The organism is Peribacillus psychrosaccharolyticus ATCC 23296 (assembly GCF_000305495.1).
Lineage (GTDB): Bacteria > Bacillota > Bacilli > Bacillales > DSM-1321 > Peribacillus > Peribacillus psychrosaccharolyticus.
In genome coordinates this window covers 46,904-62,881 of the sequence record NZ_AJTN02000265.1, presented here as the reverse complement: position 1 = coordinate 62,881, position 15,978 = coordinate 46,904, and the positions used below count along the sequence as shown (strand labels likewise).

The following is a 15,978-nucleotide window of genomic DNA, read 5'->3' as shown; positions in this document are numbered from 1 at the left end:
ATTAAAGCCAATTTTTTCATTCATTTATGAGGGAGCCTTTTTATAGGCTCCCTCATAAATGCCCATTGAACCACACCTGCAGCTCACTTTTGATTAATCGTTGATTAATTTTTATTCACGATATTCTTCACGCATGTCTATGATTTTTTTGTCTTCTCCTCAGCTAATCAATAAGAAGAAATCCCTATTCACCTCTTTTAAATCCTTTTTTACAAACATGACTAAAGACACCCAAACGAAAAAGGCTGTCGAGAGTATCGACAACCTGCAGTCATTATATTTCTACCGTTTATGATTCACAAACGGCCACCAGTTGGCTCTGCCAAATAATTTAGCCATCACTGGGATAAAGAGCGGCAGAATAAGAAGTGCATATAAAACGAGACCTATAAGAATTAGGGTCGCAATCTGCAGTAATGATAGCACCCCTGCAGGCATCATCGCAGCGAACGTTCCGCCAAGGATGATTGCTGCTGAGATAATGACCGTTCCCATCTTCCGCATAGCGAGCAGCATGGCTTCTCTTACTGGCTGTTCTTTAAATTCATTAAAGCGGTCCATTAGGAAGATGCTGTAATCAATTCCTAACGCAATAAGAATGACGAAAGCAAAAAATGGTACTGCCCAGCCAATTCCATCATAACCGAGTAGATCAACATATATTAGTTCTGTGATAGAGGCAGCTGTATAGTATGTCAAAATTAATGATAAAATCAAATAAATCGGCATGACCAACGACCGCAGCATCAGAAACAAGATAATAGCAATACCTGACAGCATTAAAAGGACTGTGCGGGAAAAATCAGCATCCGATAAATTCCCTAGGTCATGGTAGGTACTCGTTGTCCCGCCAATTGCTACTTCGGCATGTTCAAGCTTTGTATCCAATGTTGCTTGTTTAACCGCTGCTTCGAGTTCATCAATTTTATTAATCGCATCATTTGAATACGGATTGTTCTTAAAAATCACATCTAGCGTCATAATTTTATGATCTCCAGGCAGATAGGTGTCCAAAACCTGTGCAAAATCATCACTTTCTAAAAGTTCTTTTGGAATATGAACCCCCGCTATACTATCTTCAACCGCTGCAAGACCAGATAAGTAGCTTTCGGTTGAATTCAAACCATCATGCACTTGATCAAGCCCTTTAGAGCTTTTCGTCAGTCCATTTGATAGTTCATTCATTTGACCATCAAGACCGGAAAAACCAGTTAAAAGCTTCTGCTGTCCATTATTAATGCTATCTAGCCCGCCTTGGAATGAAGATAGGTTACCGATAATCTGATTTTGACCATTAGCTGCAGCATTTAAACCAGTTTGCAATTCACTAACGCCGGTAATCAGCTTTTCTATCCCAGCAGCCAATTTCGTTTGACCACCTGCAATTTCTGCTAAACTTTTATTAGCTGTACCCACACCTCCCTGGATAACAGCTAGGTTTTTGTTCAACTCCTTCATTCCAGCTGCTGCTGGAACCAATCCAGATTCAACCCCTTGAACAGTTTGTTTAATGGTTTGATAGTTTCCATTAGTTAATAGATTCGGATTACTGTTTTCGAGCCCCTTAAAAGCCGAATCTAACCTGCTGAGTGACTTAGCCATCGTAGTTAGATTGCCTTGAATCCCATCGTATTCTTTTCTAATCGTTCCTAAGCCTGAAGCTGCGTCACGGTAACCCTTAGCTAATTGATTGGTTCCTGCAGCCAATTGACGTAGATTCGTATTTATTTCCTTAAGGCCTTTATTAATTTCTTTAGAGCCCATTGATCCGTCACGTATTCCTTGCTCGATTTTTCCTAATCCAGTTTGAACCTGACCGACGCCGCCTTTCAACTCGTCAGTGCCCTTTATCAGGCTGTCAATTCCATCCGTTGCTTGCTTAAGCTGCGGACTCGATTTCGAGAGTTCACTTCCTGCTGTCTTAAGTCCATTGCTGATTTCTTCAATTCCTTTATTTCCTTTGCCGATTCCCTCCCCAAGCGTTGCCGCTTGATTTGGAACAAATAGTTCCTTGATTGGTTCACCTGTAGGTCTGGTTACTGAACGTACAGTATCAACACCATCAACTTTACTCAATGATTCACTGATTTTCTCAGCCAAGCCGATATATTCTTCAGAATTCATTTGTTCATCATTATCAATGACAATTTGAGTGGGCATCGATTGACCTGGCCCGAAACTTTCTGCGATGATATTGAAAGCCATAATGGATGGAACATCATCTCCAGCTTCCTCAAGAGAGTTATAAGAAACCTCTCCATCATAAGTCAACAAAAAAGGAACACAGATGACTGCGACAAAAGTTAACGCAATGACCGGTCGATTTAGAGAAAATGTACCGAGAAATCCCCAGAAGCGACTTTCCTTATGTTCGAGCTTTCCTTTAGACGGCCAAAACAGTTTCATACCGAACACAGCCATAAAGAACGGAACCACGGTATAAAGCGCTAATAAGAGGAATGCAACACCGATTGCTACGGCTGCCGCAGATTGATACAGTTTAAATGTGGAAAAACCAATTGCTGCAAACCCAATCATGACTGCCAGGCCGCTATAGAATACCGTTTTTCCGCCAGTACGATAAGTTTCTACAATGGCCTCTAGAATTGATTCTTGCTTTGATAATTCTTCCTTATAACGGCTTAATAGTAAGATGCAATAGTCTGTTCCGATTCCAAATAATACAGCAACTAAGAAAATTTGCGTATAAGAGGAAATGGGAAAATCAAAACGATCGACTAAGAAAGCTACCACAGACTGTGAAGCTAAGTAGCTGAAGCCTACTGTAATCAGCGGAATAATTGGCGTAACCACTGAGCGGAATACCAGCAGGAGTACGACAAGAATAAATACAACCGTAATCCCCTCTGTCTTCTTCAACCCTTCCTGCGAGTTTGTGTTCAAGTCTTCAGAAATAATCCAGTCGCCTGTATAGTAATGTTCAACTTTATTATCTTCAATCCTGTCATATAGAGCTGCTAACACTTGCTTTGGTTCACGATCTTTCATATTCATTGTCAGGGAAACCAACACGGTTTTTCCGTCTTCTGAAACAAGCTGATCTTTTAAGTCAGGCTCATTAAAATGAGTTGTAATTCCTGCAATTCCTAACTTGGTTTGATCCTTTTCAAGCGCTTGTATCCCCTGCTCAATTTCCAACAAATCAGTATCCGATAATTTCTTTTCACTCGTGAACACAAGCGCTGCTGAAGAGTCCCCTTCTTTCTGAATGTCATTCAGCAAGTCCGCAGCTAGTGAAGATGAATAGCCCTCAGGAACATCAAGATTACCTTTTTCACGGACTAAATCAGCCATTCCTGGTGCTGTAAGCAGTAATCCCGCGACAATGACAATCCAAGCAAGCAAAATGACCCATTTTACTTTTACGATTCCCCTCATTATAATTCCTCCTGTTGATTTTTCTTTAGGTCCACCAGTATCGTTGAGAGTTTTTCATAGGTGGTTATAAATGCTGATATCTCATCTTCATTAAACTCAGTTATAAAGTTTTCTAACAACAAGTGAATTCTCATTTCTGTTTCCGTAAATAAGTTCTTCCCCTTCTCCGAAAGAGTCAGATAGACCACCCTTCGATCGTCCTCATTTCGGACCCGGTTTATTAACCCTTTATCCTTAAGGCGGGAAATAATAGCCGTAATGGCACTTTTATTAACAAAAAAGGCTTCAGCAAGATTAGAAGATGTACACGTTCCTTGCTCCTGTATGTACCTCAGCATATAGAATTGGCCATTTGTCAAAGCGTCTGACAATTGATCCTTAATCAGCGACTCAGCCATCCTCTTTACAATAAAAGACACCTTTGTATAACGATGAATTAACTCAGTAACTTGATCTTTGTTCAAACCTGTTCACACCTCTCTCATTTAGTTCACGTCGTTAACTATTAACATAGTAAACTATAATATGGTAAAACTTTACTGTCAATTTTAGGTGTATTTTCTTTTTTGTTGTTTTACTAATCGACGTTTGAAAAGTGGAAAAAACGGGCAAAAACAATTATATAAAGTAAATCTATTGAGGAGGAATAATTATGTCAAAACAAATGACTACAGATAATGAAAGCAGCAGCAAGTTAATAAAAGGGATTATTATCGGAGGTATTGTAGGCGGTGCTTTGATGCTTCTTGATTCAACAACCCGTAGAAAAGTGACTGAAACAGCAGTGGATCTGAAAGATTCATCAGTCGATATGTTCACACAAGTCAAAGAAAACCCATCCGAAATTAAGGATCAAATGATTGATCGCTTTAAAACAGCTTCAGAAACCTTGAAAGAAGCAATTAGTGATGCTCAAGATTTATATGCTACAGTCAACGAGAATATCTTTGGTAAAGTGAACGAAGTAAAAGAAATATCTACAGAAGCCTTATCCAGCGCAAAAGAAGTAACTGGAGAACTCAAAGGACTTACCAGTAAAGTAGCTGAAGCTGGAACACAATTAACTGAATCTGCACAAACAGATGACTCTAACAAAAGCACATACGAAACTTCTTCTTCAAAATTATAATAGTTAAAAAATAAATAATCTCCAAGGATTGAAGAGAAGGGTACCCTTCTCTTCAATTTTTTATGATAAATACAAGGTTTTCTCTGCTTGTCCATTCCCTCTGAATGAACTGAGCTAAAAAGAGCAGAATTGTTTCACGTGGAACTTTATCCCACTAAAACAAAATGGACAGAAAAAAACGGTTTAACTTGGTTTACACCAAATTAAACCGTTTTTCTTATTCTGTTTCTGTTTCACTTTCAAGACTATTATAAATATCATAATCCTTTTGTTTCTCTGTCAGCCAAGTTGTATATTCAGTCTGTAGCTTTTCATTTTTTAATGTTGCAACAATTTCCGTTTTGCTATCTTTAAGATTAGCCTTTTTCGCTGCCTTTTTATCTGTTACTTTGATTATATGGTAGCCATAACTCGTTTTGACCGGATCACTGATTTTTCCTTTTTCAAGCGAGAAAGCAACCTTTTCAAATTCCTCAGCCATTTCTCCTTTACCGAAAAAGCCTAATTCTCCACCTTTCTCTGCACTAGCGGTATCTGTTGAGTACTCCTTAGCAAGGTCAGCAAACTTTTTCCCATCCGCTAACTTTTCAATTATATCTTTAGCTTCTGCTTTACTTTCTACGAGAATATGAGAAGCTTCCACTTGTTCTTCTTGTGCTAAAGAGTCTTTATTTTCTTTAAAGTAGGTGTTTATTTCCTCGTCTGATATCTTTATTCGCGGTTCAAGTAATTTGACCGTTTGCAGGTATTTTACGATGTCTTTTTCAAGAGTACTCTTAGTCGCACCTGTAGTCGCTAATTGCTGTTCAAATGTCTCTTCGTCACCATAGGATTCAATTAACGTTTTCATTTCTTTATCGATTTCCTTATCCGTTATCTTAATATCTTCCTTCTTAGCTTCCAAATCAACGATTTTATCGGAAATCATGGTACTTAATGCAGATGCACCATATTGACTAACTAAATTCTCATATAATTCGTCTTTCGTTATTTCTTCCCCATCAATTGTAGCTACTGCTTTTCCTTTTGCACTGCTTGTAAAAGTGATTAACAAAAAGATTAAGGCTCCTACTACAAGGATACCCGCAATCCATACATATGTACTTGGCTTTTTCCAACTGTCCTTCATTAATTTATTCACGTCCCTTTTTTCAATTAACCTAATCTTACTCCCTAATTATGAATAAACTATGAACAGGTAATGAAAGAACCATGAAGTATGTTCACAAAAAAGCACCGTCCAAGATAAGGACGGTGTTTTACTCATTTCGTATGCATTTTAAAGCGTAAGAATAACTCATTATAGTAAGCAAGATTTTTTTTGCCTAAGTTCTCATATACCTCAAGTCTCTCAGTTAGATCTGGCGCAGGATAAAATCGTTCATCATTCACAATTTCTTCAGGCAAGTAGTTCAGTGCCTCTTTATTAGGTGTTGCATAGCTGACATATTCCGTATTCTGAGCGGCAACTTCTGCATCCAGCATAAAGTCAATAAATTGATGAGCTGCTTCAACATTCTTGGCCGTTTTCGGAATAACCATATTATCAAACCATAAATTCGATCCCTCTTTTGGGACCACAAATTCGAGATCTTCGTTTTCTGCCATGATTTCAGAAGCTACCCCGGACCACACTAGACCGATCGATGCTTCTTCATTTTCAAGCAGCATTCTGCTTTCATCACCCACAATTGCTTTTACATTGGGCATTAATGAGTCGAGTTTTTTCTTTGCTTCATTCAGATGATCATGATTCAAATCATTCAACGAATAGCCTAAGCTATTAAGCCCCATTCCCATTACTTCCCTTGCACCGTCAACTAGAAGGATTTCATTTTTTAAACGCGGATCCCATAAATCCGACCAGCTGGTAATTTCGATATCACCAAGCATTTTCGAATTATAGACAATCCCGACGGTTCCCCAAAAATAAGGAATTGAATACTTATTTTTCGGATCAAACGGAAGGTCCATAAATCGTTCGTCAATATTGTTTAGATTTGACAATTTTTTATGATCAAGCGGAAGAAGTAAATCTTCTTGAATCATTTTATCAATCATATATTCAGAAGGAACAGCTATATCATAAGCGGTTCCTCCCTGTTCAATTTTGGTCATCATCGCTTCGTTTGAATCAAAGGTTTCATAGACTACTGTAATGCCCGCTTCCTTTTCAAATTGCTTAATTAAATCGGCGTCAATATAATCTCCCCAATTATAAATAGTCAACTTGTTCTTGCTTGAATAGCCCTGAGACGAATTTAAGCTTGAAATCACAAATAAAAGCACAATAGATACGATTAGAATAGGTACGAATGCTTGGAGAAGCTTCTTCATTTTTTGCCCCCCATTCCGCTTTTACTATATTGTTTTGTAATAAAGTAATAGCCAATAACCAGAAAGATCGTAGCTATAAAGATTAAGGTTGATAAAGCATTAATATTCAAGGAAACTCCACGACGAGCTAATGAATAAATTTCTACAGACAATGTTGAAAAGCCATTCCCCGTAACAAAGAACGTCACGGCAAAATCATCTAACGAATAAGTTAATGCCATAAAAAATCCTGCAAAAATACCAGGAGTAATATATGGAATGATAACCTTTGTTAGCACATTCCAGCGGCTTGCTCCTAAATCGTAAGCTGCATCCAGCAGAGTTGGGCTCATTTCCATAAGTTTTGGCAGTACCATCAGGACAACAATCGGCACACTGAAAGCGATATGCGATAGTAAAACTGAATAGAAACCAAGCTTAACGCCAGCCATAGTGAATAATATTAAAAATGAAGCACCAATGATTACATCAGGACTGACAATTAACACACTGTTTAAAGAAAGCAGGGTGTTTTTAGACCGTCTCCCTTTAACTGATTTAATGGCTATGGCCCCTAACACTCCAATAATTGTAGAAATAAGTGCGGATAGCAAAGCAACAACTACCGTATTCAAAACAATAATCAGTAAGCGTGTATCAGAGAACAGCTCTCTATACCAGTCAAGCGTAAAACTCTCGAAGTTGTACATAGTACCGCCGCTGTTAAACGAATAAAACACTAAAAAGAAAATCGGTGCGTACAAGATGAGAAACACAAGGACAAGGAAAAATGCTGACAACGGAGTTAATTTCTTTTTCAACTTACATACCCCGCTTTCTGCTGCCAGTTAAGGCAACAAACACAAACATAATAATAATTAAGAAAACAGCAATGGTGGAACCCATTCCCCAGTCTTGGGTAACAAGGAACTGTTGTTCAATGGCTGTTCCCAGCGTAATGACCCGATTACCTGATATTAATCTTGTCAGCATGAACAAAGACAATGCTGGGATAAAGACAACCTGACAGCCTGAGCGAACACCATCCAATGTTAAAGGAAAAATAACTCTACGGAAGGTTGTCCAAGCAGAAGCTCCAAGATCGTTGGCTGCATCTAGTAAAGTTGGACTCATTTCATCCAATGCATTAAAGATTGGTAAAATCATAAACGGAATAAAGATATATACCGATACAAAAATAAAACTAAAATCAGTAAACAAAATTTGCTTTGAGCCAATCCCAAGTACTTCAAGTAAGCTGTTCGCTGTACCATATGTACCGAAAATACCAAGAAAAGCATAGGCTTTTAGCAGAAGGTTTATCCAAGAAGGAACAATGATTAAAAGCAGCCATAACTGCTTGTTTTTTGTTTTAGTCAACAAGAAAGCTGTTGGATACGAAATCAATAATGTAAAGGCTGTAATTAAAAACGCATACCAAAAGGAGCTTAATGTCATTTTTAAATAAACGGGTGTGAAGAAGTTTATATAGTTTGTAAGTGATAAATTACCCTCAATGTCAAAAAACGAATAATAAAGCACGAGCACAATAGGTGCAACAACGAAAATTAGAATCCAAAGAGCATAAGGGATGGCGTAAAGATTGCGTGACAGTTTACTCTTCATTCCCGACACCATCTCCATAGGCTTCAAGTCGTTTATCGAATTCTTCTTCCGTTTCGCCAAAACGCATAACGTGAATGGCTTCTGAATCAAAGTACAATCCGATTTCGTCTCCTACGGTTGCCTTTTTAGTTGAATGAACAAGCCACTCATTTCCATCTTTATCATAACTGCTGATTTCATAATGAACCCCTCGGAACAGCTGAGAATCTACTCTAACTTGCAGTTTACCGCGTTCACGGGTAGTGATTTCCAAATCTTCTGGACGAATAACAACTTCCACCGGTTCATCTGGGTTAAGACCCTGATCGACACAGTCAAATTGTTTTCCGACAAACTCGACAAGATGGTCAGCCAGCATTTTACCTTTTACAATATTTGATTCACCAATAAAATCAGCAACAAAACGATTAATTGGCTCATCATAAATATCCGTCGGTGTTCCGCTTTGCTGAATTTTACCGCGATTAATAACAAAGATCTCATCTGACATAGCTAGTGCTTCTTCTTGGTCATGGGTAACAAATATAAAGGTAATACCCAGTCGCTGCTGTAATTCACGCAGTTCATACTGCATTTCGGTACGCAGCTTTAAATCAAGCGCAGATAGTGGTTCATCTAGAAGAATAACTTCTGGCTCATTAATGATGGCACGAGCGATAGCTACACGCTGACGCTGTCCGCCGGACATTTCACGAATCTCTCTATTCTCATATCCCTCAAGGTTTACAAATGCCAGCGCTTCATGAACTTTTTTAGCTACTTCTTCTTTTTTAGTTTTTTTAATGCGCAGTCCAAACGCCACATTTTCAAAAACGTTTAAGTGCGGAAACAAGGCGTAATCCTGAAAGACTGTATTAACTTGACGCTTATTCGCAGGCACGTTATTAATCACATTTCCATTAAAATAGATTTCTCCCTGCGTAGCCTCAGTGAATCCAGCGATTAACCGCAGTATGGTTGTTTTTCCACAGCCTGATGGCCCAAGCAGTGTATAGAACTTGCCGCGTTCAATTTCGAAGCTGACATCATTCAACACAGGTATATCTTGATCGTACTGTTTTGTTACACCTTCAAATCGAATAATAACTTGGTCTGACATTGCGACCTCTCCCTTTTACAGTGTGAAACCTTCGCTTCCTCACTATTTAATGTTCCCAAATACCTTTCAAAGGTATGAATCTGTTACCACCAGCAATAATTCCGAAAGACCTTCATGATCGTTCACTATTTGATGCTCTTCTGATGCATGAAAGTAGATAGACTCTCCTGCTTTTGCTTGGTAAAAATGTCTTCCAAGCCGAACTAGAATTCGTCCTTTTAACACATACCCAAATGTTTCAGAAAGTGAAGGTTCAAATGTTTTATGTTCTCCCTTTTCATTCAGTGTCAGTCGAATAGGTTCCATCTCTTTTTCATTAGATTCCGGAACCAGCCACTGAATTTGGTATCCGCGTTCTTCGTCTTGATAAAAGGTTTGCTCTGCCTCGTCATACACCACTTTTTGTTTTCGTTCTTCCTCATCGAAAAACTGTTTCGGTGTACAGCCAAGAACTTCTATTATGGTAAAAAAGGTTTCTATAGACGGTGAACTGAGGTCCCGTTCAATTTGAGATATATATCCTTTACTTAAATCGGTTCGTTCACCTAGTTCTTCTTGAGTTAGACCCTTTTTTAAACGTAAGTTTTTAATTTTTCGACCAATATTCATACTATTACCTTCATTCAGTTTAAGTATAGTAAACTTACAAGCAATAAAGTTCACTATTGGTAAACTTTAAGTTTAATTTTAACCAAGCTAATTATACAGGTTTTATAATAAACTGCAATATCTTTTTTCAAGAAAGATTTTCTTCCATTTTATATGAATTACACGACTCAAAAACCCCCTTTTAAAAGGGGGCCACTTTACTCATAAGGTAGTTTTTGATAGGTATATACAGGTTGAACCCGCTTATTATCATAGGATTTATGAAAAATGTGTGTAGCTGCCGGTGAGACCGGGGGAATTAACCATGTCCAATCTCCTGTAACGTCTCTATCAGCTGTTGCTTCTTGTTTTTCAAACAGCTTAAATTGCTGCGCTGCAGTATGATGATCGACAATACTAACTCCTGCTTCTTTATAGGAATATAGTACGGCTTGATTCAATTCAACAAGAGCACGATCTTTCCATAGTGAGGAATTCTTTTGAATATCAAGTCCCATTCTCTTTGCTACTGCTGGAAGCATGTTATAGCGGTCTTCATCTGCTAGATTACGTGCTCCAATCTCTGTTCCCATATACCAGCCGTTAAAAGGTGCCGCAGCATAAGAGATCCCCCCTATTTCAAGAGCCATACTCGAAATAATTGGAACCGCATACCATTTCAAATGTAGTTCTTCAAACCAATCAAATTCTGGATGACGCAATGGGACCTCAATAATTATTTCATTTGGTAAGTTAAAGAACTCCGGTGGATTACCGTTCATTTCAATGACAAGTGGAAGCAGGTCGTAGGAACCGCCTTCTCCTTTCCAGCCAAGCTTTTTACATATTTTCGTAAAATGGATTGAATCCGGATCACCAATCGTACCTTCTTCCGATTCATAACCAGCATAACGAATCAACTGATGATTCCAAATCCTTACCTGTTTTTCATTGAAGATGGATATCACTGGTTTAATTCTGCCCTGATTCGTTGCAAAACGAATATGAGTAAATAGAGCTTCTTTTACCTCTTCAATGGTCGTTAACTCTCTTTGGTCAAAAACATGCAAAGACTCCCAAAATAATCTGCCGATACAGCGGTTGCTGTTACGCCAAGCCATTCTCGCCCCATGTTTCAATTCCTCAAACGTATGCTTGTACTCACCGGTTTTTTCTATTAAAAGGCGAACTTCGTTCATACGCCGGTTTATTTCAGTTTCTGTTTTATTCATTTCTATGTAACTGGTACGAATAAATAATTCCGCTTCATGAAGCAGCTCCTGCATATTCTTTGCCTCCTTCGTGACCTAGACTTAGCTGCACAACTAAACTCATTTTCAGTTTTCTCTTCCTAATTTACCATATTCCTAACCCAGCCCCTAAGAACGTGCCTAACGAATCACGCTAATACGCACCAATCTTTTTTCTTGACCAAACGAGCATTTAAGGAGTATTCTGTAAACCTACTTACTTAAAGTAAGTGAATAAGGAGGAAATAACATGACTATGCCCACAGATCAAACCTTATCAACCATTATTAAAGAACGTCATTCTGTAAGAAAATATGATCCATCTTATAAAATTTCAAAAGAAGAATTAGAAGAGATGTTGAATGAAGCCATTCTTGCTCCATCTTCAAGTAATCTTCAGCCTTGGCGCTTCCTTGTTATTGCTGATCAGGAAGTAAAAAAAGAGTTACGCCCAATAGCCAACAACCAAGAAGCCGTTGAAACCTCTTCTGCTGTTATTGCTGTGCTTGGTGATACAGAAATGTTCAAAAATGTTGATAAAATCTATAGCATGAATGTTGATGCTGGTTTCATGGATGAAGGTACACGCGATCGTATTGTTCAAAATACATTGAACTCATACCCTCTTGCTCCCAAAACAGCTTTAGAGAGTATTGCTTCCTTCGATGCTGGCCTTATCTCCATGCAGCTGATGCTCATTGCCCGTTCAAGGGGATATGACACCGTGACAATGGGTGGCTTTAATAAACAGCAATTTAGCGAAAAATTCAAGGTGGAAGATCGTTATGTTCCGATTGTATTGATTGCGATTGGCCAGTCAGCAGGACCCTCTTTCCAATCTTCTCGCCTGCCATTGAACGAAATAGCTAAATTCATCTAACCACAAACACCCCTGCAATAAGCAGGGGTGTTATTTTAGTGTTCACATTCTTTTAATTTCGATCAAATCCTTTTCTCATGATTAAGGTCATGATATTCCCGTGAGTACCAATTACAATCTTTTTCCCCTTATACTGTTCAAGTAAGTGGTGAATTCCATCTATGCCTCTCTGTCTCGCAGTTAGGTTGGACTCACCCCCGCCCCAGTAGAAGAACTCGTTAGACCAGACCTTTCTAAGAGCATTTTCAAAGTTCTCCAGAGGTTCTTCTGAAAGCTTTCTTTCCCGAAAAGCAGGCTGCAGCTCAATATCTTTCCTGATATGGTGTGCGATTCCCTCTACGGTTTGGATCGCTCGTTTATAGGGACTAGATACAACAATATCAATCTGCTCCTTGTTCATTGCATCGCTGACCTTTCTTGCATCCTTTATCCCTTGTTCCGACAGCGGCCGATTCACTTCATCTGGGCTATATACAGAATGAGCATGTCTAACTAAATAAATTGTCGTTACCATGAGGCATCCCCCTGTACTTCTCTTAATCAATCGATTGATTAAAGTCAATATAAGCTTGATCTAGAGCCATTTATGACGTCTATAATCTCTAGTAAACCCAAATACTCACGCAGATAATGCTGACCAATTTTTTATTAATCAATCGATTGATTAAATATAATTAAGCCTGTCCCTTCAAGCTTCCGCCGCACGTTTATTTAATTAAATCATAAGAAATCATTGCAGGTTTTCCAGTACGCGGATCCGTTATAATCTCTGTATCAATATTAAAGACTTGTTTAAGTACATCTGCATTCATCACTTGTTCAGCTGTTCCCTCTTTGATAACTTTCCCTTGCTTCAGAGCAACTAGATGGTCTGCGAATCGTGCAGCGTGATTTAAATCATGAATAACCATGACGATTGTTCGTCCCTCTTCTTCATTCAGCTTTTCTAATAACTTTAGAACCTCAAGCTGATGAGCAGGATCCAAATAGGTTGTAGGTTCATCAAGCATCAGTAAATTTGTTTCTTGAGCGATAGCCATTGCAATCCAAGCCCTTTGACGCTGTCCGCCTGACAGCGTATCTACTGGCTGGTGCTGAATGGAACTCAATCCTGTTACATTAAGGGCCCACTCAATCATTTCACAATCATGTGTCGTTAATCGTGAAAACCCTGACTGATAAGGGGTACGGCCATAAGAAATCAGCTCATATATTGACAGTCCTTCTGGAGCGTCAGGAGATTGTGGTAATATAGCCATTTTCTTTGCTATTTCTTTGGAAGACGTTTTATGAATCAGTTTTCCGTCTAAATAAACTGCCCCGGAATGGCTTGGTTGAAGCCTTGCCATCGTTTTAAGAATCGTGGATTTCCCACAGCCATTCGGACCGATAATCGCAGTAATCTCTCCTGGTGAAAACTTGAGATTTAGACGGTCGACGATTACTTCGTTATCATAAGCAATCGTTAACTCCTCGGCAAATAAGTTTGTCATTATGACTCTCCAATCTTATTTTGTTTTCAACAATAAATAGATAAAATAGGGTGTGCTGATAATAGAAACAACAATCCCTGCTGGAATCTCGACAGGTGCTAATACATTTCTACCAACGGTCTCCGCAATCAGCAAAATAACCGCACCGATCAATACAGCTGCTGGAATCAGTGTTAGATGCTTCGGACCAGTTAGCCTTCGTGCAATATGAGGAGCGATTAACCCTAAGAAAGCAATCCCTCCGCCTGCCGAAACGCCAAGACCTGCAAGGGCAACGGCAAGAATAAGTAAATAGAGACGTTCCCTGTTTGTCCGAATGCCAAGACCATTGGCTACCTGAGTACCCAAATTTAATACGTTTAGGGTATGGGCCTTGTAAAGAGCATAAGGAATAAGAATTAAAAACCAAGGCAATAAAGCATAAACATATGTCCATTGGTTCGCCCATAAATCGCCTGATAACCAAACCATTGCTTTCGTGAAATCAAGCGGATCTAGTCTTAATTGCAGTGCCACCAATATGGCGCTTAAACCTGCATTTATCCCGACTCCCACTAAAACTAAGCGAATCGATTGAAAGCCGCCCTTCCAAGCGATTGCCACGATCAGCCCTGCGGTCAACAGAGCACCTAAGAATGCGCACAGCGGCAAAATAAACGTATGAGCGATGGATAAACTACCGGTTGATGTTTTAAAAAAAGTTATATATAAGACTACAGCCAGACCAGCTCCTGAGTTAATCCCTAGAATTCCAGGGTCTGCTAACTCATTACGGGTAATGCCCTGCAAAATGGTTCCAGAAACCGCCATAAACGCACCAACGAGTACGGCTAAGATCACTGTAGGCATACGAAGATCAAATAAGACCAACTTTTGTTTAGGCGTGCCATTTCCTAGAAACGTTCGCAAGACTTCTCCTGGTGAAATAGAAATAATGCCAAAGTTTAAACTTGCTAGTGCGGCTAGTATGAGAAGAACGACTAGCAGTGATATCTTCCAGATAATATGTTTAGGCACCCGATTCATGATGACCGACTCCCTTCGTTTCTCACTAAGTATAAGAAAAACGGGACACCAATTGCCGCAGTTACGATGCCTACCGTCGTTTCATAGGGAGGATTAATTAATCGAGCACCAACGTCCGCTGTAACAAGCAGTACACTACCGAGTAAAGCAGATACAGGAAGGAGCAATCGATAGTCCGAGCCAACCAGCATCCGGCTGATATGTGGAACAACTAGTCCAATAAAACCAATCGCTCCAGAAACAGCAACTGAACTGCCGGTCAACAACAGCACGGCTAGAACGCCAAGAATCCTTACAATATGGAGATTAATTCCGAGTCCTTTCGTAACATCTACTCCCAATCCGAGCAAAGTAAGCGACCTTGCAAGTAAGGCGACAATGACTACGCCAACCACTCCGGCTGCACTTAGTATTTCCAATGAACTCCAGGTGATATAGGCAAGCCCGCCTGCATACCAGAAACTCATATCCTTGGCTACATTAAAATAGAGTCCTAGGCTTGATGTAAGCGAACTAAGAAACATACCAATTGCTATTCCGGCTAAAGCTAATTTAACAGGAGTAATCCCACCCTTTGCACGGGCGGTAAGCGAGAAAATAAACAGTACAGTTAATCCCGCTCCAGCCATTGCAGCAGCCGTAGTCCCTGCTAGTGAAAGCTTGGGGAAAAAAGCGAGCGTGAGGACAAGAGCAAACGCGGCACCATGTGACACTCCTAGCAAAGACGGCTCTGCCAGCGGGTTTCGGGTTAAAGCTTGCATAATTGCCCCTGATAAGGCAAGAAATGCACCAATTAGAGCTGCCCCTAGTGCTCGTGGAAATCGAATATCCATCACAATTTGATGAGCTGTTATATCTGGATTATAAGTAAAAATGGCTTGAATAATTGTTTCGATTTGAAAAGTTTTAGTACCAAGCCTTAGGGATAAAGCCATTGCTGCGATTAAACCAATCATACCAAGTAATAAAATCCACAAAGTTTTGCGTGCTTTACTACTCGGTCTTACACTTTTTTTGCCTGTAATTTTCAAAGTTCTTCAACCTTCCTGCCATTCGTTCAAAAAAATGAGAACGATTATCAATAAAACTAGTATAAAAGGAACTGAGAGATGTTGCAATGAACTAGAGAACAGATCCTATATTAGGAAAATTCAGCTAGTCCTATTGACATA

The 15,978-nt window shown here is 39.3% G+C and carries 15 protein-coding genes; 2 read left to right on the top strand and 13 right to left on the bottom strand.

Annotation, left to right across the window (positions count from 1 at the left end; translation table 11 throughout):
* Positions 1-282 precede the first annotated feature (282 nt).
* Positions 283-3,399, bottom strand: coding sequence for an MMPL family transporter (locus WYK_RS23050; RefSeq protein WP_040376764.1), 3,117 nt, complete (start codon positions 3,397-3,399; stop codon positions 283-285).
* On the bottom strand, positions 3,399-3,863 hold the full coding sequence (locus WYK_RS23045; RefSeq protein ID WP_040376763.1) for a MarR family winged helix-turn-helix transcriptional regulator: 465 nt from the start codon (positions 3,861-3,863) through the stop codon (positions 3,399-3,401). Before WYK_RS23045 ends, WYK_RS23050 begins: the two co-directional genes overlap by 1 nt.
* Before the next feature lie 188 nt (positions 3,864-4,051).
* On the opposite strand from WYK_RS23045, the gene WYK_RS23040 reads away from it, so the two are divergent.
* Positions 4,052-4,528 carry a YtxH domain-containing protein gene (locus tag WYK_RS23040; protein WP_051387878.1) on the top strand — a complete coding sequence of 159 codons (477 nt, stop codon included), beginning with the start codon at positions 4,052-4,054 and terminating at the stop codon, positions 4,526-4,528.
* A 217-nt stretch (positions 4,529-4,745) separates the two neighbouring features.
* Here WYK_RS23040 and WYK_RS23035 read toward each other — a convergent pair whose 3' ends face one another.
* The 7 genes from WYK_RS23035 to WYK_RS23005 all read right to left on the bottom strand — a co-directional run bounded on the left by WYK_RS23035 (position 4,746) and on the right by WYK_RS23005 (position 11,443).
* On the bottom strand, positions 4,746-5,657 hold the full coding sequence (locus WYK_RS23035) for a peptidylprolyl isomerase (RefSeq protein ID WP_051387876.1): 912 nt from the start codon (positions 5,655-5,657) through the stop codon (positions 4,746-4,748).
* 134 nt (positions 5,658-5,791) lie between these two features.
* Positions 5,792-6,865, bottom strand: coding sequence for an ABC transporter substrate-binding protein (locus WYK_RS23030; RefSeq protein WP_040376762.1), 1,074 nt, complete (start codon positions 6,863-6,865; stop codon positions 5,792-5,794).
* A complete protein-coding gene (locus WYK_RS23025; protein ID WP_040376760.1) occupies positions 6,862-7,665 on the bottom strand; it encodes an ABC transporter permease in 804 nt (267 codons plus the stop codon). Before WYK_RS23025 ends, WYK_RS23030 begins: the two co-directional genes overlap by 4 nt.
* Position 7,666: 1 nt before the next feature.
* Positions 7,667-8,470: an ABC transporter permease gene (locus WYK_RS23020; protein WP_040376758.1), complete on the bottom strand. Its 804-nt coding sequence runs from the start codon at positions 8,468-8,470 to the stop codon at positions 7,667-7,669.
* On the bottom strand, positions 8,460-9,569 hold the full coding sequence (locus tag WYK_RS23015) for an ABC transporter ATP-binding protein (protein ID WP_040376757.1): 1,110 nt from the start codon (positions 9,567-9,569) through the stop codon (positions 8,460-8,462). The genes WYK_RS23020 and WYK_RS23015 overlap by 11 nt, the downstream gene beginning before the upstream one ends.
* A 66-nt stretch (positions 9,570-9,635) precedes the next feature.
* Positions 9,636-10,178, bottom strand: coding sequence for a helix-turn-helix domain-containing protein (locus WYK_RS23010; RefSeq protein WP_040376756.1), 543 nt, complete (start codon positions 10,176-10,178; stop codon positions 9,636-9,638).
* 197 nt (positions 10,179-10,375) lie between these two features.
* Positions 10,376-11,443: a nitric oxide synthase oxygenase gene (locus tag WYK_RS23005; RefSeq protein ID WP_040376755.1), complete on the bottom strand. Its 1,068-nt coding sequence runs from the start codon at positions 11,441-11,443 to the stop codon at positions 10,376-10,378.
* 214 nt (positions 11,444-11,657) lie between these two features.
* Between WYK_RS23005 and WYK_RS23000 the strand changes: the two genes are divergently transcribed.
* Positions 11,658-12,287, top strand: a complete 630-nt coding sequence (locus tag WYK_RS23000) for a nitroreductase family protein (RefSeq protein WP_040376753.1) — start codon at positions 11,658-11,660, stop codon at positions 12,285-12,287.
* Positions 12,288-12,339: 52 nt separating this feature from the next.
* On the opposite strand, the gene WYK_RS22995 is transcribed toward WYK_RS23000, so the two are convergent.
* The 4 genes from WYK_RS22995 to WYK_RS22980 form a co-directional block, all read right to left on the bottom strand.
* Complete coding sequence (locus WYK_RS22995; RefSeq protein ID WP_051387873.1) at positions 12,340-12,801, bottom strand: histidine phosphatase family protein; 462 nt, start codon at positions 12,799-12,801, stop codon at positions 12,340-12,342.
* Between the two features lie 193 nt (positions 12,802-12,994).
* Positions 12,995-13,780 (bottom strand): ABC transporter ATP-binding protein, encoded by a 786-nt coding sequence (locus tag WYK_RS22990; RefSeq protein WP_040376751.1) that lies wholly within the window; start codon positions 13,778-13,780, stop codon positions 12,995-12,997.
* 15 nt (positions 13,781-13,795) lie between these two features.
* A complete protein-coding gene (locus WYK_RS22985; protein ID WP_040376750.1) occupies positions 13,796-14,806 on the bottom strand; it encodes a FecCD family ABC transporter permease in 1,011 nt (336 codons plus the stop codon).
* Positions 14,803-15,837 (bottom strand): FecCD family ABC transporter permease, encoded by a 1,035-nt coding sequence (locus WYK_RS22980; protein WP_235782590.1) that lies wholly within the window; start codon positions 15,835-15,837, stop codon positions 14,803-14,805. Before WYK_RS22980 ends, WYK_RS22985 begins: the two co-directional genes overlap by 4 nt.
* Positions 15,838-15,978: the final 141 nt, after the last annotated feature.

Excerpts from the sequence above, each read along its gene's own strand:
- WYK_RS23050 (WP_040376764.1), bottom strand. The coding sequence starts at position 3,399 with ATGAGGGGAATCGTAAAAGTAAAATGGGTCATTTTGCTTGCTTGGATT.
- WYK_RS23040 (WP_051387878.1), top strand. The coding sequence starts at position 4,052 with ATGTCAAAACAAATGACTACAGATAATGAAAGCAGCAGCAAGTTAATA.
- WYK_RS23035 (WP_051387876.1), bottom strand. The coding sequence starts at position 5,657 with ATGAAGGACAGTTGGAAAAAGCCAAGTACATATGTATGGATTGCGGGT.
- WYK_RS23030 (WP_040376762.1), bottom strand. The coding sequence starts at position 6,865 with ATGAAGAAGCTTCTCCAAGCATTCGTACCTATTCTAATCGTATCTATT.
- WYK_RS23020 (WP_040376758.1), bottom strand. The coding sequence starts at position 8,470 with ATGAAGAGTAAACTGTCACGCAATCTTTACGCCATCCCTTATGCTCTT.
- WYK_RS23015 (WP_040376757.1), bottom strand. The coding sequence starts at position 9,569 with ATGTCAGACCAAGTTATTATTCGATTTGAAGGTGTAACAAAACAGTAC.
- WYK_RS23010 (WP_040376756.1), bottom strand. The coding sequence starts at position 10,178 with ATGAATATTGGTCGAAAAATTAAAAACTTACGTTTAAAAAAGGGTCTA.
- WYK_RS23005 (WP_040376755.1), bottom strand. The coding sequence starts at position 11,443 with ATGCAGGAGCTGCTTCATGAAGCGGAATTATTTATTCGTACCAGTTAC.
- WYK_RS23000 (WP_040376753.1), top strand. The coding sequence starts at position 11,658 with ATGACTATGCCCACAGATCAAACCTTATCAACCATTATTAAAGAACGT.
- WYK_RS22995 (WP_051387873.1), bottom strand. The coding sequence starts at position 12,801 with ATGGTAACGACAATTTATTTAGTTAGACATGCTCATTCTGTATATAGC.
- WYK_RS22990 (WP_040376751.1), bottom strand. The coding sequence starts at position 13,780 with ATGACAAACTTATTTGCCGAGGAGTTAACGATTGCTTATGATAACGAA.
- WYK_RS22985 (WP_040376750.1), bottom strand. The coding sequence starts at position 14,806 with ATGAATCGGGTGCCTAAACATATTATCTGGAAGATATCACTGCTAGTC.